At 50.0% G+C, this 18,256-nt stretch carries 17 protein-coding genes; 9 read left to right on the forward strand and 8 right to left on the reverse strand.

Annotated features, from left to right (window positions below; all coding sequences use genetic code 11):
* Nucleotides 1–561, forward strand: coding sequence for a 4'-phosphopantetheinyl transferase family protein (locus T325_RS12295; protein WP_051949640.1), 561 nt, complete (start codon nucleotides 1–3; stop codon nucleotides 559–561).
* Here T325_RS12295 and T325_RS01365 read toward each other — a convergent pair whose 3' ends face one another.
* Nucleotides 562–2,145 (reverse strand): helicase HerA-like domain-containing protein, encoded by a 1,584-nt coding sequence (locus tag T325_RS01365; RefSeq protein WP_051949641.1) that lies wholly within the window; start codon nucleotides 2,143–2,145, stop codon nucleotides 562–564.
* An 83-nt stretch (nucleotides 2,146–2,228) separates the two neighbouring features.
* Between T325_RS01365 and T325_RS01370 the strand changes: the two genes are divergently transcribed.
* Entirely contained in the window at nucleotides 2,229–2,759 is a 531-nt protein-coding gene (locus tag T325_RS01370) for a peroxiredoxin family protein (RefSeq protein WP_036909726.1), read from the forward strand.
* A 16-nt stretch (nucleotides 2,760–2,775) separates the two neighbouring features.
* Here T325_RS01370 and T325_RS01375 read toward each other — a convergent pair whose 3' ends face one another.
* Complete coding sequence (locus T325_RS01375; RefSeq protein WP_036909727.1) at nucleotides 2,776–3,249, reverse strand: HU family DNA-binding protein; 474 nt, start codon at nucleotides 3,247–3,249, stop codon at nucleotides 2,776–2,778.
* A gap of 299 nt (nucleotides 3,250–3,548) precedes the next feature.
* Nucleotides 3,549–4,481 carry a hypothetical protein gene (locus T325_RS01380; protein WP_036909728.1) on the reverse strand — a complete coding sequence of 311 codons (933 nt, stop codon included), beginning with the start codon at nucleotides 4,479–4,481 and terminating at the stop codon, nucleotides 3,549–3,551.
* Nucleotides 4,482–4,692: 211 nt separating this feature from the next.
* Between T325_RS01380 and T325_RS01385 the strand changes: the two genes are divergently transcribed.
* The gene (locus T325_RS01385; protein ID WP_036909729.1) at nucleotides 4,693–5,820 is read left to right on the forward strand and encodes a helix-turn-helix transcriptional regulator; all 1,128 of its coding nucleotides are present in this window, start codon (nucleotides 4,693–4,695) and stop codon (nucleotides 5,818–5,820) included.
* 83 nt (nucleotides 5,821–5,903) lie between these two features.
* On the opposite strand, the gene T325_RS01390 is transcribed toward T325_RS01385, so the two are convergent.
* Both T325_RS01390 and T325_RS01395 read right to left on the reverse strand, forming a co-directional pair.
* A complete protein-coding gene (locus T325_RS01390; protein WP_156097618.1) occupies nucleotides 5,904–6,812 on the reverse strand; it encodes a hypothetical protein in 909 nt (302 codons plus the stop codon).
* Between the two features lie 131 nt (nucleotides 6,813–6,943).
* Complete coding sequence (locus T325_RS01395) at nucleotides 6,944–8,374, reverse strand: ATP-dependent DNA helicase (protein ID WP_036909733.1); 1,431 nt, start codon at nucleotides 8,372–8,374, stop codon at nucleotides 6,944–6,946.
* Nucleotides 8,375–8,544: 170 nt separating this feature from the next.
* Here T325_RS01395 and T325_RS01400 point away from each other — a divergent pair, with 170 nt between their 5' ends.
* Complete coding sequence (locus T325_RS01400) at nucleotides 8,545–9,342, forward strand: DUF3822 family protein (protein WP_036909734.1); 798 nt, start codon at nucleotides 8,545–8,547, stop codon at nucleotides 9,340–9,342.
* A complete protein-coding gene (locus tag T325_RS01405) occupies nucleotides 9,339–9,890 on the forward strand; it encodes an RsmD family RNA methyltransferase (RefSeq protein WP_036909735.1) in 552 nt (183 codons plus the stop codon). The genes T325_RS01400 and T325_RS01405 overlap by 4 nt, the downstream gene beginning before the upstream one ends.
* On the opposite strand, the gene cls is transcribed toward T325_RS01405, so the two are convergent.
* Together cls and dnaG are read right to left on the reverse strand one after the other, a co-directional pair.
* Nucleotides 9,862–11,274, reverse strand: coding sequence for a cardiolipin synthase (gene cls / locus T325_RS01410; protein ID WP_036909736.1), 1,413 nt, complete (start codon nucleotides 11,272–11,274; stop codon nucleotides 9,862–9,864). The two genes, T325_RS01405 and cls, sit on opposite strands and share 29 nt — an antisense overlap.
* A gap of 1 nt (nucleotide 11,275) precedes the next feature.
* Nucleotides 11,276–13,213 (reverse strand): DNA primase, encoded by a 1,938-nt coding sequence (gene dnaG, locus T325_RS01415; RefSeq protein WP_036909737.1) that lies wholly within the window; start codon nucleotides 13,211–13,213, stop codon nucleotides 11,276–11,278.
* A gap of 161 nt (nucleotides 13,214–13,374) precedes the next feature.
* Here dnaG and T325_RS01420 point away from each other — a divergent pair, with 161 nt between their 5' ends.
* Nucleotides 13,375–15,033 (forward strand): GDSL-type esterase/lipase family protein, encoded by a 1,659-nt coding sequence (locus tag T325_RS01420; protein ID WP_036909738.1) that lies wholly within the window; start codon nucleotides 13,375–13,377, stop codon nucleotides 15,031–15,033.
* 114 nt (nucleotides 15,034–15,147) lie between these two features.
* Nucleotides 15,148–15,711 (forward strand): hypothetical protein, encoded by a 564-nt coding sequence (locus T325_RS01425; protein ID WP_036909740.1) that lies wholly within the window; start codon nucleotides 15,148–15,150, stop codon nucleotides 15,709–15,711.
* A 36-nt stretch (nucleotides 15,712–15,747) separates the two neighbouring features.
* On the opposite strand, the gene T325_RS01430 is transcribed toward T325_RS01425, so the two are convergent.
* Complete coding sequence (locus T325_RS01430) at nucleotides 15,748–16,122, reverse strand: DMT family protein (protein WP_036909742.1); 375 nt, start codon at nucleotides 16,120–16,122, stop codon at nucleotides 15,748–15,750.
* Nucleotides 16,123–16,349: 227 nt separating this feature from the next.
* On the opposite strand from T325_RS01430, the gene T325_RS01435 reads away from it, so the two are divergent.
* The gene (locus tag T325_RS01435; protein WP_036909744.1) at nucleotides 16,350–17,222 is read left to right on the forward strand and encodes an electron transfer flavoprotein subunit beta/FixA family protein; all 873 of its coding nucleotides are present in this window, start codon (nucleotides 16,350–16,352) and stop codon (nucleotides 17,220–17,222) included.
* A 6-nt stretch (nucleotides 17,223–17,228) separates the two neighbouring features.
* Nucleotides 17,229–18,254, forward strand: coding sequence for an electron transfer flavoprotein subunit alpha/FixB family protein (locus tag T325_RS01440; RefSeq protein WP_036909745.1), 1,026 nt, complete (start codon nucleotides 17,229–17,231; stop codon nucleotides 18,252–18,254).
* Nucleotides 18,255–18,256 lie beyond the last annotated feature (2 nt).

Raw genomic sequence — 18,256 nt, forward strand, 5'->3', positions numbered from 1 at the left:
GTGAAGATCTTAGTCAGCGAAGATATTTGGAGTTTTAATCTCGAGGCGGCTTTGAGGGAAATCTCTGAGCAGCGACGGGAACAGGCCCTGAAGTTCAAATACGAACAAGGGCAGAGGCTCTGCGTGCTCGCCTACCAGCTGCTGAAACAGGCACTGAAAGAGGAATACGGCATCACGGAGAATCCCATCTTCGAATATAATGAACATGGCAAGCCATCCATCGTGGGTCATCCTGAGATATTCTTCAACCTGAGCCACTGCAAAGAGGCGGCAGTCTGTGCTATCAGTGATCAGCCCGTCGGCATCGACGTGGAGAGCATCCGCGAGTTCAAGGAGTCGCTGATGCGCTATACGATGAACGATGACGAGACCGAACAGATTACACAGTCGGCGCAGCCCGATGCCTCCTTCATCAGCCTCTGGACCATGAAGGAAGCCACGCTAAAGCTTCTGGGCACAGGCATCAGCAGTGACCTCAAGACCGTCATCGACCCCACTAAATATAAATATACCACCATCAACCGACAGCGGTATATCTATACTATATCCGAGTTCTTATAATCACTTCACCAGATTCCCGAGGATATCACGGGTCAGCTCCTTGGTGATGGTACGTGTGGCAGCACTCGTGGCATTCTTCACCACACGGCCCTTGGCCGATGTCCTCGACTTCGTCTTCTTACCTGTCACCTTGTCGCTCACATACGTGCCAAGTATAGTGGCCAGCGTCGAGGTGATAGCTGTCAGCACAGCCTTCCACACCTTACTCATCATGCCCGCCTTCTTTTTCTCGGCCTTTGCTTCTGCAGGCTTCGGGATGTCTATCTCAGCCGCCTGCTGCTCGGCTTCTGCCAACTGGCGGTCGGCCTCGGCCACGAGCACCTCAAAGGCACTCTCACGATCCACCGGTGTATCGTATTTACCATAGATGCGGCTCTGCTTGATGATGTCAAGGCGCTGTCCCTCGGTCACGGCACCGATCTGCGACAGCGGGAACAGGATCTTAGCACGCTCAACGATGCTGGGGGCACCCTTCTCGTCGAGGAAGCTCACCAGCGCCTCACCCGTCTCGAGGTTCATAATAGCCTCGTCGGTCTTGAACTCCGGATTGGCACGGAAGGTGTCGGCGGCGGTCTTCACGGCCTTCTGGTCTTTCGGCGTATAGGCACGCAGGGCATGCTGCACACGGTTGCCCAACTGTCCGAGTATATTCTCAGGAATGTCCGTCGGACTCTGGGTGATGAAATAGATGCCCACACCCTTCGAACGAATCAGTCGTATCACCTGCTCTATCTTGTCAAGCAACGCCTTCGAGGTGCCATCGAACAGCATGTGCGCCTCGTCGAAGAAGAACACCAGCTTGGGCAGCTCCATATCGCCCACCTCGGGCAGCGTTGAATAGAGCTCGGAGAGCAGCCACAGCAGGAACGTTGAGTAGAGCTTGGGCTGCATCATCAGCTTGTCGGCAGCCAGCACGCTCATCACGCCCTTACCCCCTTCGGTCTGCATCAGATCGTAGATGTCGAACGAGGGCTCGCCGAAGAACTTATCGGCCCCCTGACTCTCCAACTGCAACAGAGCGCGCTGGATAGCGCCTACCGTGGCAGTCGAAATATTGCCATACTTCGTAGTGTACTCCTTGGCATGCTGCGATACCCAGTCGAGCATCGAGCGAAGGTCCTTCAGGTCAATGAGCAGCAGACCGCGCTCGTCGGCTATGCGGAACACGATGTTCAGCACTCCGTCCTGCGTCTCGTTCAGCTGCATCAGTCTCGACAGCAGCTGAGGCCCCATCTGCGAGATGGTGGCACGCATGGGATGTCCCTGCTCACCGAATACATCAAAGAATCTTACGGGACAACTCTGGAACTCAGGATTCTCAATCTGGAACTCGGGCAGGCGTTTCTCTATGAATCCGCTCAACTTGCCCACCTGTGAGATACCGCTCAGGTCGCCCTTCATGTCGGCCATGAAACAGGGTACGCCTGCCTGACAGAAGGTTTCTGCCATCACCTGCAGGGTAACGGTCTTTCCTGTACCTGTGGCTCCCGCAATGAGTCCATGACGGTTTGCCATCTTACCTGTAATGCTGAGCGCGCCGTTGGCGCAGTGGGCTATATAGAGCCCTCTTTCCTTGTCGTACATAAGATTTATAGCTTTAAAATTTTTGGCAAAGATAATAAATTATTCTCAGATTATTCGTACCTTTGCCAAAAATTTGTTGAAATATGAAGTTTTTTAGAACCATAGCCCTCTGTCTCCTGATGGGAGCAGCGATAGGAGTAAGCGCTCAGACTGAGGCCGGCGACGACCTCGACAGTAAGTATGCAACCGAACTGATCAAGCCGGGAACCGTGGCTCCCGACTTCAACATGGTGACCCCGAGCGGCGAGAAGTTCCAGTTCTCGGCTTTTGCCAAGGGCAAGACCGTGGTGCTCGACTTCTGGGCATCGTGGTGCCCCGACTGCCGTAAGGACGCCCCCGAGGTGGTGCGCCTCTATCAGACCTATCATCAGAAGGGCGTAGCCTTCCTCGGCATCTCGATGGATACCGACGTAGAGGCCTGGAAGAACGCCATCGGGAAGTTCGGCATCGAATACCCGCAGGTCAGCGAACTCAAGAAGTTCAAGGAGACCGATATTGCCAAGGCCTACGGTGTGAAATGGATCCCTTCGATGGTGGTCATCGCCCCCGACGGCAAGGTGGTTTTCTCCACTGTCGACCTCACGAAGCTCGAACGGTATCTGAAGGAACTCTGATACCCGATTCCCCCTTTTAGATTTTGCGGATATGTCCGCCTCGGCGCACGCGCTTAGCTACGTGCCCGTCTTCATCGTATGCGGAAACCTGCTCCAGCGTGCAGTCGTTGGTAAAGGCTCTCACGATTCGCTGGTCGCCGGCATTGATGCGGTGGCCCTGAGGTGTGTACTTACATACGATGTCCTTCACGTGTTTCTGCACACTGAACTCCTCAGGACTGTCTACACACTCACTGCGAATGCTGAGGTAGAACTTCCCCAGCTCGTTGAGGTTCACCACCATGCCGTCTTTCAACCCGTTCTCCACTTCCTCCTGAAGGGCCGTGATGACGGCTCGAACGTCGGCACGTGTTACTGAGCAGCGGTTCTGGATACGTCGTTCAATCTCGTCCATCGTCAGCTCTCCCTGCTTCAGGGTGTGGGCAAACCACTTCTTGTATACACTACTACCTTTGATGTTGCTTTGTCTTAATGTGAAATGTAATGCCATAACAGTTTGTATTTAGTATCTGATTCGCTGGCAAAGATAATCATTTCTCCTGACATATACAAGCCCTAAACATGACAAATATATGCCCAATAGATGTAATTTAGATTATTTTGCAAAACAATTTAGACTAAATTGCAGAGCAAAATAGATTAAATTGGTGAGCAATTTAGTCTAAATTGCAATCATGCAGATAGTCTTTGTCACCTTTGCGGATATGCTCTGGCAGCCAAAAGAGAAGGCTCTTCCAATTGCGGAAGAGCCTTCTGTCGCTGTAAATGCCTCTTAAGCCGGGGAGTTTGCTAATCTTTTAAGCTAGCTTTATTTTTGCCAAGCACATAGACGGGTGAACCGTCACTGCTCTCGTTGATAACCTTATCACCATACTTCACCGTTTCATTGTTATTATAGTAAACCATGACAAACGACGTCACTCCAGCCAAAGTTCCAATTACAGGCTCATCGGCATCATCGTCAAGATCATTCTCGAACAGGGCCTTGCCAGCATGCTTGATGTATCTCTCGTTCACCTTAGCCCATGTCTCACCTGCGTTATATTGCACACAAAGGACAGGAGCCAGCATCATCGGAATTTTACGAACTGAAGATATCTCTGCATCCACACCTCTTGATCCTACCGGAACAACATCAATTACCAGATCCTTCACCATAATAGGATAGACAACTTCAACCGATTTTTTATTTAAGTTTTCAATCTGGTCGGTTTTGTCAACACCGTTAACGGCGATGCCTTTGAAATCGAGGATGAGCATATGGGGATAACCGAACTGTTCATACGTGTTGTTGGCAAGGTTGAAGACAATGATCGAAGAGGTCAGCTCCTGATACCCATCTTCTCCGAATTCCATCTTTGTGTCAACAACAAGTCTGATCTGATCGTCTTTTGCATCATACGTCAGTTTGGTCTTACCCAGGGCCTCTTCAATGTCTTCCTCTTTATCTGAGCCCTCACTTAATTCTACAGACTTAAGAACAAACTTTCCGTTCTGTCTCTTAAACTTCACCTGCAAATCTTCAGCGTCACCTTTCAACGCAAAACTAGTAAAAGCCATGTCGATGGTTACCACTGCACCCTCATCAAGAGCTTCTGCAAGTACGGAATTTGATTCTACAGGATTGTCTGAAAGACCAAGGATGTCATCACAACTCGTCAGCACGGGAGTGGTAAGCACAAGTACCCCTCCCAACAGGATGTTAAAAAGATTCTTTTTCATTTTTGTTTATTGATTTATTTGTAATGGTTGAATTTGTGCCACAAAGTTACGAAATATACACGACACAAGTTACAGAAACAAGTCATTTGGTGTGCAATCTTTAACTGTTTGGTGTATAATTTACCATAAAAACAAAGAAATTGTACACCAAAACGCATTATATTGAAAGAATTTTCGTATCTTTGTAGACGTTTCTTCAAGAAATCAGGTTATGGTTGAGGATATGCAATATACAGGGGTGATGCTGATGGCACTGATGACGATGGCATTGGCATTCTGGATGCCCAAGTGGCTGAACGACGACCGTGTGGTGAACCGTTCACGCTGGCTGATGGCTGGCGGACTGGCACTGTTGGGCATGCAGTTCTCGCTACAATACCATTATGGATTCCGGGCGATGGGCGTCACTCAGGCGGTAATCATCAACCTGCTTTTCTTTATTCCCTGCTCAACGCTCATCTCGCTGAGCATGCTCAACCTGCAACGGCAGGGGCGAATACGCTGGCGGGAATGGTTTGTTGGCCCCGTAGCCCTGGCTGCCGCAGCCGCCATCATGCTGACGGCGGCAGGGATGAACGGCCAGCCCCTGCTGTCGGACACGCCCGAGATGCGTCAGGCGGCACTGATGGCAAGCGTATGCTACATCACAATGCAGGTATGTTATACCTACCTGCTGCTCACAGAGCTCCACCGCATGAGGGCAGCACTAGCCAACTACTTCGACCGCGAGCGGAGCAACATGCTCAGATGGATGCAATACAGTATCATGGTGCTCACCGTTCTGGCCCTGCTGGTGCCCGTACTGATATATCATACAGGACTGATACTGTCTGCATACGGACTACTCTTCGTGGGAAGCATCTTCTACATGTGGCTGCAGTTCGTGGGCTACATACGCACCAATGCCGCCATGCAGATGCGTGAGGCCGAGGAGAACGAAGAGGAAGTGCAACAGGAAGTGGAGGACGACGCCCGTGAAAACAAAAAGGCGACAAGCAAAGACACGACACACCGCATCGCCAAAGCGGCCGACCACTGGCTCGCCCAAGGCGGCCATCTGCGCAGCGGTATCACCATCAAGACGGTGGCCCAGGAGATCGGCGTACCTCGTTACCAGCTGACGAACTGGCTGAAGACCACCAGCCACGAGCAGTTCAGCAGGTGGATTACCTTCCATCGCATTGAGGCGGCCAAACAGCTGCTGAAAAGCCACCCCGACTGGAGCAACGAGACGATAGCCCAGCAGTGCGGTTTCAACACACGCAACTATTTCCAGACCGTATTCAAGAAAAGCACAGGTCTGTCGCCGACAGAGTATCAGACAAGTCAAAGCCACTAACAACATAACAGAAGGCTCTCCTAATTGCAGGAGAGCCTTCTGTCTTTTCCACCCCCTCTTATGTCAGGGGACTTGGGATATTATCATGTACCTTGATTAAAAATCCTAAATTCATATACGGGATGCTCGGCTTTGTCTTTATAACCTACCTTATCACCGTATTTCACATTAGTGTTATCATCTTTATAACGCAAGTTAAACTTCATTGCAGGCTCACCATTCACCACGACAGAGCCTTCTACAGCTTCATCAAGATCAGGGTCAACACCGCCATTGAACAAGGCCTCACCTGCTATCTTGGTATACCTATCGTTCACGTCGGCCCAGGTCTCGCCGTCGTTATAATATACAGAAAGCCACTGAGTCTCCGGATCGACATATCTGGTGCCGGCTACAGCTCTTGACATAACCATAGACCGAACAGCCTTGACCGTCTCCTTATACGAATTCTTAATCAGTTTGGTCTTGTCAACGCCATTTACAGAGATGCCTTTAAACGTAAAGGTCATAGGGCAGGGATAGCCAAACTGCTGATACGTGTCATTGTCAACATCGAAGACAATGATAGAAGAGAGCATGCTCATAGAGCTTTCAATTTCTTCACCCTCAATAAATAGCTTGCCTATGAATTTTATCTGATTGCTACTCTTCTCATACTTCAGTCTGAAGTGCTGAGCAAGCAATTCCAGAGTTTCTTCGTCCACATCGACCTCTACGTCTGGGCCCGCATCCGCAGTAGCTGTCTTAAAGACATACTGACCGTTCTTCTTCTCATACGTCACCTGCGCGTCTAAGGAGAAATTTTCCCCTTCCACATTGCCGGTCATACTCATGTCAATGGTTACTTCGGCACCATCCTTGATAGCTTCGGCAAGGGCCGACGACTCTACGGGATTGTCTGAGAGACCAAGGATGTCATCACAGCTTGTCAACGCGGGAGCGGTAAGCACAAGCACCCCTCCTAACATAATACTGAATAGATTTCTTTTCATTGTTGTTTTTTTGATTTATTTATAATGGTTGAATTTGTGACGCAAAGTTAATAATTATATATAATACAAGGTGTAATATCAGGCACTTAGGTGTACAATCTTTAGCAATTCCGGTGTACAATATATCTGATTCAAGGCATCAGAGGCTCTTCCATCTGGGTTTTAGGCCAGTTTACGAGGAAGAGTTTTTCCGTGGCTCGGGTGAAGGCCGTATAGAGCCAGTGGATATAGTCAGGGGTCAGCATATCGTCGGTCATATAACCCTGGTCGATATACACATGTGCCCACTGGCCACCCTGCGCCTTGTGGCAGGTGACGGCATAGGCGTATTTGATCTGAAGGGCATTGTAATAACGGTCGCCCTTCAGTTTCTTAATGCGCTCGGCCTTAAGGGAAACGTCGGCATAGTCGTCCATCACGGCATTATACAGTTGTTCCTGCTGGTCACGGGTCAAGGCCGGCGCCTCTGTAGTCAACGAGTCCATGATGACGGTGGCCGTGAGTTCGTAGTCGTCGTAGTCGGGAAACTGCATGGTGACCTCGGCAAAACGGAAGCCATAGAGCTCATGCACGTTCCTCACCCGCTGTACCACAACCAGGTCGCCATTGGCAACGAAAGGAATCTCCTTGGACCCTTCTGTCCAGAAATAGTTGTTCTTCACAATCATGAGCTGGTCGCCCCGACAGAGTTCGTCTTCACGATCGAGCACAGTATTACGGATGCCCTGGTTATAGATGTTAGCCCGTTTATTGCTCCGTGTGATGACGATAGTATCGTCGAGCCCTACACGACTATAGCTGCTGGCCAGCTGTTCTATCAGTTCGTCGCCTGGCACAACCTGGATATCGGCAAAACCCTTGAAGCGTATCCTCGGCAACCGGGTCATCTCGTCGTATGTCACCATCTGACGTATCATCGTGGCATTGGAGAGTATGCCCGAGTCCTCACTCTGGCGCAACACCTGATTGAGGTCGCACTCATACACCTTCATGCCATAAGCACGCAGCATACCCGCCATCAAGGCCGGACTCTCCTCCTCGCCCACAGGGGGCAGCTGTGCCTTGTCGCCTATGAGCAGCATACGGCAGTTCTGATGATTATACACAAACCGCATCAGGTCGTCGAGCAGACAGCCGCTGCCGAAGGCCGACTCGCCCAAGCCAAGGTTAGAAATCATCGAAGCCTCATCTATTATAAATAAGGTGTCGCGGTTCAGGTTGTCGTTGAGATTGAAAGCCGAGAGGTCGCCCGCCGACTTCTGCCGATAGATACGACGATGGATGGTATAGGCCGCAGAACCTGCATTCAGGGAGAATACCTTGGCGGCACGCCCCGTAGGTGCCAGCAGGATAAGCTTCTGCTTCAGACTCTTCATGGCCCTGACCATGGCACCAGCCAGCGTGGTCTTACCCGTTCCGGCAGAGCCACGCAGAATCATGACCACATGCTCGTCGCGATCAGTCATGAACCGGGTAAACACGTCGACGGCCTCGGCTTGTTCTGCCGTAGGCGCGAATCCGAACGTCTGCAGGATGCGGTATTTCAGCTCGTCTTGAATCATAACGGGCACAAAGATAAAAAAAAACTGCGAGAATCTGTGATATCTGTGTCTTTTTTCGTATCTTTGCAACCGATTATGCAATTGAACAATAAACTGACGAATATCATCCTCGCCATAGTCGCCATAGCACTGTTGGTGCTTTGCGTGGCCAGCGTAATTAATGCAAAATAATGGAGAACAGGAAGATGACCATACGCCTGGGAAAGAGTTCACTTTCCTTTACGATGCACGACGCTGCCAACACGGAGCGTCCCATCATCTTCGAGCCCTACATCGTGAGGGGCGGCATCTCTATGACGGCCAACCTGAGAGAGGCCTTCAAGAGCGTTGAACTGCTGACGCCCGATATCCGCCGTTGCCAATTGCTGGTCGACACCCCATCGATACTGGTGCCTATCGAGCAGTTTGAGGAAGAGGATATGGAAACCATCCTCAACCACGCCCTGCCAATGAAGTCGGCTAAACGCATCGTGCACTACAATGTGCTGCCCAATCTGAAGACGGTATGCCTGTTCGGAATCGTCAAGGAGGTACAGGGGGCCATCGACGACCGCTTCGACGACGTTCAGTTTATCCATGCTATGGTGCCTGTATGGAACCATCTGCATCAGCGCAGCTTTACAGGTCACCGCAATAAGCTCTATGCTTATTTCCACAACAAGCATCTCGATGTATTCAGTTTCCAGCAGAACCGCTTCAAGTTCTGTAACACCTTTGAGGCCTCGCATGCTCACGATGCACTCTACTTCCTGCTCTACGTTTGGAAACAGCTTCACCTGGAAGCAGAACACGACGAGCTGCACATCGTAGGCAACATTCCCGAACAGGACTGGTTGGTTCCTGAGCTGAAACGCTATCTGCAGAAGGCATACGTCATCAATCCCTCTGCCGACTTCCAGCAGGCACCTGCCACCAAGATTGCCGGCATGCCCTATGACCTCATGACATTACTTACTAAAGGACGATGAGAATAATCACTGGCATATACAAGGGACGGCATTTCGACATTCCCCGTTCGTTTAAGGCAAGGCCCACTACCGACTTTGCCAAGGAGAACATCTTCAATGTCCTGACTGCCTACATGGACTTTGAGGATGCCACGGCTCTCGACCTCTTCTCTGGTACCGGCAGCATATCGCTCGAACTAGTGTCGCGTGGCTGTAGTCATGTATTCAGTGTAGAGATGGATCGCGATCACCACCGTTTCATACAGGAATGTCTGAAGAAGCTCAACACCCAGGTATGCGTGCCCATCCGCGGCGACGTGTTCCGCTTCATTAAGTCGTGCAAGCATCAGTTCGACTTTATCTTTGCCGACCCTCCCTATGCGCTCAAAGAGCTTGGCACCATTCCCTCACTTATCTTCGAGAAAGGACTGCTGAAGCCCGATGGGGTCTTTGTGTTTGAGCACGGCAAGGACTACGACTTCTCAAACGATCTCCATTTCGTAGAGCATCGCAGCTATGGCAGCGTGAACTTCTCGATTTTCAGAGCAACGGGGAAAGCATCCTTGTAAGGCTCTCCCAAAGACGAGCGAGGAACTTCGCGTTCATTCGTTCAGGTATATCCGACAAAAGTCTGGCATGTGTCATATCCTGAAGGAAGACATCCTTCAGGCGCAAAGCAACTTGCTCGTCGAAGAAAAAGATGTTAGCCTCGAAGTTGTTCTCAAAGCTACGGAAATCAAGATTGGTAGAGCCACAGGTGGAAATAGCATCGTCGCATACCATCAGCTTTGAATGAAGAAAACCGCCTTCATAGAGACTCACCTGTACACCGGCCTCCATGGCTTCACGCAGATACGACCTGCTGGCCCACTCCACAAAACGGGCATCGCTGTGCAAGGGACAGAGCACCCTGACATCAACACCGGCCAAGGCCACTGTTTTCAAAGCGAAAAGCACAGAGTCGTTGGGAAGGAAATATGGTGTCTCGATATACAGATAGCGACGGGCTCCCAGAATGATTCGCACAAAGCCCTGCATAATCTCAGGATAGGGCGTTACCGGCCCACTGGTTACCACTTGAGCAATCACGTCGTTGGCAATATCGGCGACAATGGGGGGATAATATTTCCTATCAGACAACAAAGAGCGGTCAACGAAATACCAGTCGACCAAGAAAGCGCGCTGGAGTCCATAGACACCGCCACCCGTCACCCTCAACATGGTATCACGCCATGACTCGCTGCAATAGCGCATAGCAATGTTCATGCCGCCAATATAGCCTATTTGTCCGTCGATGACAATGATCTTACGGTGGTTGCGATAGTTCACCTTACTCGTAAACTGCGGGAAGTGTACCGGCATGAACGGCACTGCCTCGATACCTTCCTCACGCATACGTTCAAAGAAGCGGTGCCTCACCTTCCAGCATCCCACATCATCGTATATCAGTCTTACCTCGACACCCTCACGCGCCTTGTCTATCAGGGCATCGCTGAAGAGTCTGCCAAGCGCATCGTCGGCAATGATATACATACCGATATGTATATGGCTCTTGGCCTTCCGTATGTCAGCCAGCAGGGCGGTAAAAAACTGATAGCCATTGGTGCAGATATCCACCTCATTATCTTTAAAAGGCAATGCCAGGCTCTGGTTCACGAAAAGATCGATCAGTGGCTTGTGCTTATCGGGTAGCTTAAGATCCTGCTGCTCAGCGAACTCCAGCATGGAGCGTTTGGTCAGCAGGTTCATGCTGCGCTCACTCACATAACGTTCCTTGCGGGTGTTGATGCCAAAGAAGAGGTAGAACACAATACCCACCACAGGTACGAACCATATCACCAGTGCCCAAGCCATCGTCTTCGCAGGTTGACGATTGTCGAGTATCACATGGATAATCGCCACAATCACGATTATCTGGTAGACACTGAATAATATGAGTTTCCAACTTATCATCCTATACTACTATGTCATTGCCAAGTTGTTTAGCCAAAGCGTCACGCAACTGCTGAGTCTCTTTGTAGTCGGCCAACAAGGCCTTTACTTTCTCCATATCAGAGCCCACCGTATTCAGCTGGGCCTGAATGTCCTTCAACCGTTTCTCCACGATGTCGAGTCGCAAGTCAAGCACCAGATGGAGCACATGTTGCAGTAAGGCTCCATCGCGGTCTTTCAACTGGAAGCTCTTACCCAACTGATGACGGTCGATGCCAAGTTCTACAGCCAGCTGACTGATTTGGATGTCAGGGTGCTGCATAAAATAGGTCTCAGCCTTAAAGCCTTCCTCGCCACTATGTTCTACGGCCTCTTGCAGTATCTGGTTATATCGGTCGTCGTGGAAGGAGAGCCCGTCGGATCCGAGGTCGAAAGCCACATATTGAGCCACCGTCAAATCGGTTTTTCCTCCGTCTTCGGTCTCAATATCCTTATATATTACCTTTTCGCCATCCCGGATGATGCACTGCACCAACAGACGCTCCACCTCGTGGGTCTGTTCATCGATGGTGTGCAGACCGATAAATGTCGGGGAGGCATTCTCTGAGCTCTGACGTTCTGCGTCACGCTCAGCCTGTTTCTCTTTCTCCTCATGACTCTTGCGAATCATATCGTTCATCGCATTTACGAGGGTCTGTTCTTTCAGTTGCAGTCGCTGAGAGAGGATACGTACATATTCGTCACGTAACATCTTATCAGGAATCACCGAGATACTCTTCAAGATGCCGCTGATGGCCTCAGAGCGTTTCACAGGATCAGTGATGCCTTCAACCGTAACCTTAGCCTTAAAGGTGATGAAGTCTGTCTGGTTCTGCTCAATATATTCCTTAAACTCCTGGACAGAGTGCTTACGGCTGAATGAGTCGGGATCGTCTCCGTCAGGCAATAAAAGCACTTTGATGTTCATACCCTCCTCCAACAGCATATCGGTACCGCGCATGGCAGCATGGATACCGGCCTCATCACCATCATATAATAAGGTAATGTTCTGCGTGAACCGCCTTAGCAGTTTAATCTGGTGGATAGAGAGTGCCGTACCCGAGTTAGCCACCACATTCTCCAGTCCGCACTGGTGCATGGCTATCACGTCGGTATAACCCTCTACCATAAACACACAATCTTCCTTGGCGATAGCCTTCTTGGCCTGATAGAGTCCGTAGAGTTCACGTTCCTTATGATAGATTTCCGAGTCGGGCGAGTTCACATACTTCTGTTGTACGCCCTTAGTACGCGAGTCAAGCAGTCGGCCTCCAAAGGCCACTACTTTTCCACTCACATTCAGCCAAGGAAAGATCACACGCCCTGCATATCGGTCATGAATGCCTTTCTCACCATCAATACACAGACCTGTCTTTAAAAGGAACTCTACCTGATATCCTGCCTTCTGAGCAGCAAGGGCGAGGGCATCGCGCTTTTGAAGGGCATAACCTAGTCCGAACTTCTCGATGATATCATCACGGATGCCTCGACTACGGAAGTATTGCTTTCCTATCGCAATGCCGTCAGGGTCGTTCTTCAGCATGTCCTGAAAATACTTCTGTGCCCACTCGTTGACAATAAACATCGATTCACGGTCACTCTGCTCCCGTTTTTCTTCGTCAGTCAGTTCTTTCTCCTGTATCTCGATATTGTATTTCTTTGCCAACCAGCGCAGGGCCTCCGGATAAGTAATCTGCTCATGCTTCATGAGGAAGTTGATAGCTGTTCCTCCTTCTCCACAGGCAAAGCACTTGCATATCTGCTTCGATGGCGACACCATGAACGAAGGGGTGGTATCGTCGTGGAAGGGGCACAGGCCCTTATAGTTCACGCCAGCCTTTCGCAGGGTCACGAACTCTCCCACCACGTCGACTATGTTCGTGGCGTCCATGATTTTATCTATCGTCGCTCTATCTATCATAACGCCGACAAAGGTACGAATAAGCGAGGAGAAATCCAAATTTTATTTGGGTTTTCTCGAGCGAAAGTACCTTCGGGCAATGCTCAAAGTTACGAATAATTTTGTAATTTGCAAAATTCTTATTAACTTTGCAGCGCAAACACTTAAAAATATTTTCGACGATGAGAAGACTACTACTGCTTATAGCACTCTCAACTTATTATGTCCTGCAAACCAATGCACAACGTTTCGACGATCTGCCCACGCCCGGAGGTGAAGAAAAGGTGATAGACAACACGCCCGACTCCATCGCCAAGGCTTTGATGAATCGCCCTGCCCCCGGTTCCACCCGTCAGGGATCGAACCCTGTACTATTCCTGATAGGTAACAGTACCATGCGCAACGGCACCTTGGGCAATGGGAGCAATGGCCAGTGGGGCTGGGGGTACTATGCCAGTGACTTCTTCGACGGCCGTAAGATTTCCGTTGAGAATCAGGCTCTGGGTGGTATGTCTACCCGCAATTTCTATACCGACCTGTGGCCAGCCGTTCGCCAAGCCCTGAAACCTGGAGATTGGGTTATCGTATCCATAGGTCATAACGACCATGCTGACTTCTTCGATGCGAAGCGTGCCCGTGGTGTCATCGACGGTGTGGCCGAAGACACCATGATAGTAGGTTTCAACATCCGCAAGCAAATCCCCGACACCGTCTACAGCTATGGGCACTACCTGCGCTGCTATATCCGTGAGATCCGTGAGGCAGGAGCCAACCCCATCCTCATGTCGCTCACCCCACGTGATGCTCGCGACGATAAAGGACTAATCATCCGCAAACCACAAACCCAGTGGGCGGCCTACGTTGCTGCTACTGAGGGGGTGCCTTTCGTCGACCTGAATGAGATTTCGGGTGCAAAACTCGACAGCTATAGTCTCTGGAAACAGAAATACCACTTCTACGGCGACAAGATTCACACCTCTGCCTTCGGAGCCCGCCTTAACGCCCGCTCTGCCGCTGAGGGAATCTACTATTCAAACAATCCCCAACTCAAGCCCTTGCAACAGATGATGATAGGCGTAGCACTGCCTATGGCAAACGTAAAGCGTCAGAAGGGCAAACCCGTGGTGTTTATCTGTGGCGACTCCACCGTGAAGAACATCGACAAGTCCGACCATTCCGGCATGTGGGGCTGGGGGACACTGGCCAACACCGTGTTCGACACCCTCAAAATCACCGTCACCAATCAGGCCATTGCCGGGCGCAGCACACGTAAATACCTGAACGAAGGCCGTTGGGAACGAATCTATAACAGTCTTCAGCCTGGCGATTTCGTGCTGCTACAGTTTGGTCACAACGACATTGGCGACTTAACCAGTAAAAAGGCACGCGCCGTCATTGCCAGCGCCCAAGACACCTGTCATGTCTATCAGATTGAGGATGAAGGGCGCTATGAGCTCATCTACTCCTTCGGCTGGTATCTGAAGAAATTCATCGACGATGTTCGCGAGAAGGGAGCCACCCCCATCCTACTCTCTCTCACACCACGCAACGAATGGCCTGGTGGCAAGATTGAGCGCCGCGATGACAGCTATGGCCGTTGGTATCGCGAGGTCATCCGTCAGACTGGCGTAGAATTTATCGACGTCCATAACATATCTGCCGACTTTTTGGATAAGAAATATGCCGGGCGCGATTCTGAGAAGTGTAAGCAGAAGGCCGCCGTTTATTTCAACCACGACCACACACACACTTCCTACAAGGGAGCCCAAATGAATGCCCGTAGCCTAGCCAAGGGTCTGAAACAGAACCACTCATCACTCGCCTCCTATCTCAAGAGATAGCAAATCAGCCCAGACGTTGATTTTCTTAGATTTATTTTGGTTATTTAAAAATAAAGTTGTACATTTGCGGCCAAATAGCTATAAACCAAAATATATTAGAGAGAGATTGAAATGATGAAGAAACTGATTGTTTTCAGTATGGTAGCCGTGGCTACCATCGTCATGTCTGCTTGTGGCAACAAGCAGGGAACTAACGATTATGTTTACGCTTCGAGTACAGACACGACTGCTTTTGACAAACATTCGCAGGAGTATATCTCACAGCGTATTGACACAATCTACAGTTACAAGAACGACAGCCTATGCTGTTCACTGAGTTTCCTGAGACTCGACAGCGAAGCGCAGGAACTGAGCGAAAAGGACGGTACCATCTATCGCGACTTCGATCACTGGGTAATGGGGCAAGACATTGACCCCGAGTGGCGATATGAGTTAGATCAGGTGAACAGTATCAGCGACTCTGCCGCTACCGTAACGCTGACCATTCATAACTATGCCGACCAGAAGGTGATTCTCGACTTGGTATTTGAACGCGACGATTGGTATGTTGACAATTTCCACTCGTTCTATGAGGGATCAGACTACGACGAGGATGGCAACACTATTCCCGATACTGATGGTATCAAAGAACTTGACGAACGTGCAGAAATACTGAAGTATATCGACAAGCAACAATGATAGTAAAGATTCCCGCCAATTGGCGGGAATCTTTATTTATGGTTTCATAAATACAAAATAGACGGCAGCTATCAGGCAAAGGGCAGCTGCGGCATGATTCCAGTGTAACTGTTCCTTCTGAAAGATCAAGTTGGCTATAACTGCAAAGACCACCAAAGAGATGCATTCCTGAATCACCTTGAGTTGAACAAGGTTGAAAGGTCCGCCATTGTCAACAAAGCCAAGACGATTGGCAGGAACCTGACAACAATATTCGAAGAATGCTATCATCCATGAGAAGGCAATCACCAAATAGAGGGGCCAGTTGGTAGAGATACCCGACTGCTGAAGGCGCAAATGCCCATACCAGGCAAAGGTCATAAACACATTGCTCATAATGAGCAACAGAATCGTATAAATACCATTTGTCATAACAATCTATCTTAAGAAAACGGGGACAAAGATACAAAGAAAAGCGAAAAGTGAATAGCGAATAGTGAAAAATTTACTATAGCTATGAAGTTATTATTGCACAAATCGGCTCTTTTGTGCACATTTCAATTGTTTTTGTGCATTTTATTTGGCTATATCCTCAAAAAGAACTACCTTTGCGCTCGATTAAAAAAAGGACATCAATATTTACACATTATTAATATTATATGGCTTTAAAGATTGTTGTGCTGGCCAAGCAAGTGCCAGACACCCGAAACGTGGGTAAGGACGCAATGACAGCCGAAGGTACCGTAAACCGCGCTGCCCTGCCCGCCATCTTCAATCCAGAAGATTTGAACGCCTTGGAGCAGGCCCTTCGCCTGAAGGAGCAGAACCCAGGCTCAACAGTAGGAATCCTCACGATGGGTCCCCCACGTGCAGGTGAGATCATCCGTCAGGGACTTTATCGTGGCGCTGATACAGGTTGGTTGCTTACCGACCGTCTCTTCGCAGGTGCTGATACCCTCGCTACTTCTTACGCTCTGGCTACTGCCATCAAGAAGATTGGCGATGTTGACATCGTTATCGGTGGTCGTCAGGCTATCGACGGTGATACCGCTCAGGTAGGTCCTCAGGTGGCTCAGAAACTGGGTCTTAACCAGGTTACTTACGCTGAGGAGGTTCTCTCAGTAAAGGATGGTAAGGCTACTATCAAGCGTGTGATCGATGGTGGTGTAGAGACTGTAGAGGCTCCTCTGCCTGTTGTTATCACCGTTAACGGAAGCGCAGCTCCCTGTCGCCCCCAGAATGCTAAGCTGGTGATGAAGTATAAGCGCGCTACCTGTCCTATGGAGCGTCCTGCCGAGGGTACTGCTTACGACTATCTGTACGACGAGCGCCCTGAGCTCACGCTGAACCAGTGGAGCGTGGCCGACGTGGATGGCGATGTAAACCAGTGCGGTCTGAATGGCTCACCAACCAAGGTAAAGGCCATCAAGAACATCGTGTTCCAGGCTAAGGAGTCGAAGACTTTGACGGCTTCTGATGCTGATATCGAGGGAATGATCAAAGAATTGTTGGACGAGAAAATCATTGGATAACGAGATATGGCTAATAACGTATTTGTATATTGCGAAATTGAAGGTACTCAGGTACAGGAAGTATCTCAGGAGTTGCTGACCAAGGGTCGCAAGCTCGCCAATGAACTCAAGGTTGAGCTCCACGCCATTGTTGCCGGTACTGGCATCAAGGGTAAGGTAGAGGATCAGATTCTGCCTTACGGTGTTGACAAGCTGTTTGTTTTCGACGCTAAGGACCTGTTCCCTTACACCTCAGCTCCCCACACTGATATTCTGGTTAACCTCTTCAAGGAGGAGCAGCCACAGATCTGCTTGATGGGTGCTACCGTTATCGGTCGCGACCTCGGTCCACGTGTATCATCATCACTGACCTCTGGTCTGACTGCTGACTGCACAGAGCTGGAGATTGGTCCTTTCGAGGATAAGAAGAACAACAAAACCTACGAGAATCTGCTTTATCAGATTCGTCCTGCCTTCGGTGGTAACATTGTAGCTACCATCGTTAACCCCGACCACCGTCCACAGATGGCTACTGTACGCTCTGGCGTTATGCAGAAGGCTCTGTACGATGGCGAGTGCCGCAAGGAGGTTGTTTACCCAGAGGTAAGCAAGTATGTTAGCCCCGAGGCCTTCGTAGTTAAGGTGCTCGATCACCACGTTGAGGCTGCTAAGCACAACCTGAAGGGTGCGCCCATCGTGGTTGCCGGTGGTTACGGTATGGGCTCGAAGGAGAACTTCGACCTGCTGTTCGACTTGGCTAAGGTGCTGCATGGTGAGGTTGGCGGTAGCCGTGCTGCTGTTGATGCAGGCTGGTTGGACCACGACCGTCAGATTGGCCAGACAGGTGTTACCGTTCATCCCAAGGTTTACATCGCCTGCGGTATCTCTGGACAGATTCAGCACATCGCTGGTATGCAGGATTCTGGTATCATTATCTCTGTGAACAGTGACCCCGATGCCCCTATCAACAAGATTGCCGACTATGTCATCAACGGCACTGTCGAGGAGGTTGTACCCAAGCTCATTAAGTATTACAAGCAAAATTCGAAATAACA

It is taken from the genome of Prevotella sp. FD3004 (assembly GCF_000746155.1).
Lineage (GTDB): Bacteria > Bacteroidota > Bacteroidia > Bacteroidales > Bacteroidaceae > Prevotella.

Excerpts from the sequence above, each read along its gene's own strand:
- T325_RS01420 (WP_036909738.1), top strand. The coding sequence starts at position 13,375 with ATGAGAAGACTACTACTGCTTATAGCACTCTCAACTTATTATGTCCTG.
- T325_RS01440 (WP_036909745.1), top strand. The coding sequence starts at position 17,229 with ATGGCTAATAACGTATTTGTATATTGCGAAATTGAAGGTACTCAGGTA.
- T325_RS01375 (WP_036909727.1), bottom strand. The coding sequence starts at position 3,249 with ATGGCATTACATTTCACATTAAGACAAAGCAACATCAAAGGTAGTAGT.
- T325_RS01430 (WP_036909742.1), bottom strand. The coding sequence starts at position 16,122 with ATGACAAATGGTATTTATACGATTCTGTTGCTCATTATGAGCAATGTG.
- T325_RS01380 (WP_036909728.1), bottom strand. The coding sequence starts at position 4,481 with ATGAAAAAGAATCTTTTTAACATCCTGTTGGGAGGGGTACTTGTGCTT.
- T325_RS01390 (WP_156097618.1), bottom strand. The coding sequence starts at position 6,812 with ATGAAAAGAAATCTATTCAGTATTATGTTAGGAGGGGTGCTTGTGCTT.
- T325_RS01385 (WP_036909729.1), top strand. The coding sequence starts at position 4,693 with ATGGTTGAGGATATGCAATATACAGGGGTGATGCTGATGGCACTGATG.
- T325_RS01395 (WP_036909733.1), bottom strand. The coding sequence starts at position 8,374 with ATGATTCAAGACGAGCTGAAATACCGCATCCTGCAGACGTTCGGATTC.
- T325_RS01435 (WP_036909744.1), top strand. The coding sequence starts at position 16,350 with ATGGCTTTAAAGATTGTTGTGCTGGCCAAGCAAGTGCCAGACACCCGA.
- T325_RS01405 (WP_036909735.1), top strand. The coding sequence starts at position 9,339 with ATGAGAATAATCACTGGCATATACAAGGGACGGCATTTCGACATTCCC.
- T325_RS01365 (WP_051949641.1), bottom strand. The coding sequence starts at position 2,145 with ATGTACGACAAGGAAAGAGGGCTCTATATAGCCCACTGCGCCAACGGC.
- T325_RS01370 (WP_036909726.1), top strand. The coding sequence starts at position 2,229 with ATGAAGTTTTTTAGAACCATAGCCCTCTGTCTCCTGATGGGAGCAGCG.
- T325_RS01425 (WP_036909740.1), top strand. The coding sequence starts at position 15,148 with ATGAAGAAACTGATTGTTTTCAGTATGGTAGCCGTGGCTACCATCGTC.
- T325_RS01400 (WP_036909734.1), top strand. The coding sequence starts at position 8,545 with ATGGAGAACAGGAAGATGACCATACGCCTGGGAAAGAGTTCACTTTCC.
- cls (WP_036909736.1), bottom strand. The coding sequence starts at position 11,274 with ATGATAAGTTGGAAACTCATATTATTCAGTGTCTACCAGATAATCGTG.
- dnaG (WP_036909737.1), bottom strand. The coding sequence starts at position 13,213 with ATGATAGATAGAGCGACGATAGATAAAATCATGGACGCCACGAACATA.